Origin of the sequence: Pseudomonas sp. URMO17WK12:I7 (assembly GCF_003269045.1) — a bacterium.
Lineage (GTDB): Bacteria > Pseudomonadota > Gammaproteobacteria > Pseudomonadales > Pseudomonadaceae > Aquipseudomonas > Aquipseudomonas putida_J.
Genome location: NZ_QLTL01000039.1, coordinates 1 through 3,600, shown reverse-complemented (window position 1 = coordinate 3,600; position 3,600 = coordinate 1). Strand labels below are relative to the sequence as shown.

Annotated in this window: 3 protein-coding genes and 2 pseudogenes; 2 read left to right on the top strand and 3 right to left on the bottom strand. The window is 64.0% G+C overall.

Annotation, left to right across the window (positions count from 1 at the left end; genetic code table 11):
* The 3 genes and pseudogenes from H040_RS27135 to iacA form a co-directional block, all read right to left on the bottom strand.
* A pseudogene (locus tag H040_RS27135) lies at window positions 1-182 on the bottom strand (aromatic ring-hydroxylating dioxygenase subunit alpha); the annotation flags it as partial.
* Window positions 183-197: 15 nt separating this feature from the next.
* On the bottom strand, window positions 198-560 hold the full coding sequence (locus H040_RS27130; RefSeq protein ID WP_027919399.1) for a hypothetical protein: 363 nt from the start codon (window positions 558-560) through the stop codon (window positions 198-200).
* A 17-nt stretch (window positions 561-577) separates the two neighbouring features.
* Window positions 578-1,747, bottom strand: a complete 1,170-nt coding sequence (iacA, locus tag H040_RS27125) for an indole-3-acetate monooxygenase (protein WP_027919398.1) — start codon at window positions 1,745-1,747, stop codon at window positions 578-580.
* Between the two features lie 518 nt (window positions 1,748-2,265).
* Here iacA and H040_RS27115 point away from each other — a divergent pair.
* Both H040_RS27115 and H040_RS27110 read left to right on the top strand, forming a co-directional pair.
* A complete protein-coding gene (locus tag H040_RS27115) occupies window positions 2,266-3,189 on the top strand; it encodes a LysR family transcriptional regulator (RefSeq protein WP_033696323.1) in 924 nt (307 codons plus the stop codon).
* Window positions 3,190-3,418: 229 nt separating this feature from the next.
* Window positions 3,419-3,600 (top strand): annotated as a pseudogene (locus H040_RS27110) (aromatic ring-hydroxylating dioxygenase subunit alpha); the annotation flags it as partial.

Sequence of the window (3,600 nt, the reverse complement as noted above, 5' to 3'; positions counted from 1 at the left end):
TAGCTGCCGGCGTCGGGGACTTCGCTTTCGTGGGCGACCCAGATCCAGGTGCTGTGGAAGATTTTTTCCAGCTCGGCGTCGAACAGCGCCGGGTCGGTATACAGGGAGGTGTGGACGCGGTCGGGCTGCACCAGCTCGGCCGGGTCGACCGACAGGTTGACGGCGGGGATCAGGTTGGTCACGGCATCTTCCTCGAATCAGGCGCGCTGGATGATCAGTTCGCGGCCGACACGGGCCTCGACCTTGGCGTAACGCCACAGCTTGTACGGCCCCTCGCCCACCGCAGTGCTGCGGAACAGGTTGCAGGCGGCATGCACGGTTTCGATGTCCGGCACGTCGGCCAGCAGGTAGGTGGTCCAGGGGAAGCCATCGGACGGGCCGACCATGCTCTGGTCATCATCCATGTTGCCCAGCACGTTGACCCCGGCCAGGTCGTGGATGCCATTCCACATCGCACTGAACGCGGCCCACACCTGCAGTTGCTCCTCACGCGGGGCATCGAAGAAGTTCTGGTTGATGCCCATGCAGAACAGCACGCGCAAGGCTTTCTTATCGCTCATGTCAGTAATCCCGAAAGTTACAGGTAGCCCGGCAGGGGCTGTTTGCCGAAGAACATCGCCCCGGCGTTCTGGTAGGTGACGTCGCCCATGAAGGCGTGCTGGGTGACCACTTGCGCGTCATTGACGCAGCGGGCCAGCGGGCTTTCGTTGTAGATGCCGGTCATGCCCGAGAGCATCTGCGCGCTGCGCGCCACTTCGGCGGCCACACGCGCGGCATGGGTGGAAGACAGGCGCAGCAGGTTGGTGACCTCGATCGGTACCGGGTCGCCGGCCAGCACGTGCGCCCAGGCCTGCTCGATGGATTCGTAGAAGAACGCCCGCGCCGAACGCAGCGCCGCCTCGGCCTTGGCCACGTCGACCTGGGCCAGTGGGCGGTCGGCCAGTGCCGGGGCGCCGGTTACCGAGATGCGCCCGCTGGCCATGCCCGACAGCTCGTCCAGCGCGGCGCGGGCAATCCCCAGGCCGACGACTGAGAGCACCTGGGTGGCGAACGACAGCGATGGGTAGCGGAAAAACGGCTCGTCGAGGTTCGGCTTGCCACCGCGCACGAAGGTCCATTGCTCGCCGACCACAACGTCTTCGACCAGCAGGTCGTGGCTGCCGGTGCCGAGCAGGCCGACGGTGTCCCAGGTTTCTTCGATGCGGGCCTGGCTGCGCGGCAGCACCGCCAGGCGCGGCAGGTCGAGCTTGTCGCCGTTGCGCGGGGCAATGCCGACGCCAACGATATCGGCGCCCATGGAGCCGCTGGAGTACTTCCAGCGGCCGTTGACCTTGAAGCCACCGGGCACGGTCTCGGCCGGTTGCGGCGGGAAGATGCCGCCGGCGAACACGGTGTCGGGGCTGTTGCCGTAGATTTCGGCGATGGTCTCCAGCGGCAGCGCCGCCAGGTACACCGGGCTCATGCCGAAGCTGGCAACCCAACCGGCCGAGCCGTCGGCATGGGAGATACGCTCGATCATTTCGCAGAAGGCCGCCGGCGAGCATTCCAGCCCGCCAAAGCGTTTCGGCACCAGGGCGCGGTACACGCCATGGGCCTTGAAGGCATCGATCACATCGCGGGAAATGTGGCGCTGGCGATCGAACTCACCCAGGCGGGCACGATCACGCACCCCGTCAAGCAAGGCCTCGAAGGCAGGGCCGGAGGCGAGCGCCGACACAGGCGCGGCACGCAGGCAAAGCGAATCCATGGACATTCTCCGTCTCAGGCGCGGTTTTTGTGTTGTTTGGCAGGCGGCGAAATAGCCTGGCTCGGCAAAGACGAGCAGCGGCCACGCAGGGGGGCAAAGGCTGGGTCGGGCGGCATGGTTCTGTCTCTCTTGTTTTAGGTGCCGGTGATCAAAATTTGCGACCGATTACGTGAATTGTCAATTGAATTTTCACGCTAAAAATAGCCATAACCTGTTGGGATACCACCCTGAAAATCAGCGCGAAACCTTATATCCAATTGATTAATATCAATTTTTATATCGCTTTCCCGCTATGGAAAATCAGCTAAAAAAATAACCCTTCAGGGCGATATGCCGAAAAATTTTTAGTCGACTTTTCACATGATTCCGGAGAGAAAAAAGCTGGTGTAGGATGGCCAGGCAAGGAGCGCGACAAGGCCGGCCAGCTGCGCCGAGCCCATAAAAAAACCCAGCAAGCGCCCCGCCAGGATCGATGGGGACACGCCAATGCCTGCCGTGATTACCCAGAGGTCGAGGCCATGCCCACCCGCCACATCGACTTGCAGGACCATCGCCTGCGTTATCTGCACCTGAGCCACGACAAAGGCTCCATGCGCGCCGCCGCCGAAGCCCTGGGCGTCGCCACCTCATCGGTCAGCCGGCAGATCGCCCGGCTGGAAGAGGAACTGGACATCAAGCTGGTCCGCCCCGACACCCACCGCATCAGCCTGACGGCTGCCGGCGAGGCGGCGGTGGACTACTACGTCGAACGCACCCGCCAACATGCCCAACTGGTCGATCGCCTGGACGCGCTGCGCGGTCTGCAGCAGGCGTCCACGGTGATCGCCATCGGCGAAGGCCTGCTGGGTGCCCGGGCGATCAATTCGCTGCAGGGTTTTCTGCATGCCCATGGCGCGCACAAGGCCGAAATCATCAGTGCGCCCTCGCTGGAAGTGCAGCGCCGGGTGCTGGCCGATGAAGCGCACCTGGGCGTGATCTTCGCCCCCAGCGCCACCGCACGCCTGACGCGTCTGTACAGCCTGACCCAGCCACTGCGCATGATCGTGCACCGCGACAGCCGCCTGGCCGCGCGCTCCACGGTCAGCCTGGAAGAGGTGGCACGTGAATCGCTGGTGCTGCCGGGGGCAGACTTTCGCGTGCGCGAACTGGCGGACGCGGCGTGCAAGGACCAGCCGTTTGCAATCGTGCCCACACTCACCTCCAACTCGCTGGCGGTGATCCTCGACTTCGTCCGCTCTGGCATGGGCGCCACGTTGCTGGCCGAGTTGCCGATCATCGACGAACTCAAGAGCGGCACGTTCAAGGCGCTGGCCATCGATTGCCCGGCGATGAATGCGACCGATATCCAGATCGTCACCCGGCGCGGGCGCACCCTGGATGGCCTGAGCCGCGAGCTGGCCACGGAGATGGCCAGGGCCGTGCGCATGGCAGCTAGCGCCTGAGAAAGGCTTGGGATGGCTGGGGCGCGTTGCGCCCCTTTCGCGACACAAGGCCGCTCCTACAGGAGATCACATTCCCTTGTAGGAGCGGCCTTGTGTCGCGAAAAGGCTGCAAAGCGGCCTCCGCTCTTGTTGCACAAAACGCAACGACATTGCCCGCCGCTGTCATTGAGCCCCTCCCCCCTGCCCTTTAGCGTTGCTCCCATAAGAAATCGCCCCCATAGGTGACCCCGTGAGCAACCTGATCCCCGCCGTCAACCTGACGGTCGACCCGGCCGAGCTGGTGCAGCCCGACCGCGTCCACACCTCCCTGTACACTGACCCGGCGCTGTTCGACGCCGAGCTGGAAAAAATCTTCCACAGCACCTGGATCTGGGTCGCCCACGAAAGCGAAGTCCCCGACGCCGGCAGCTA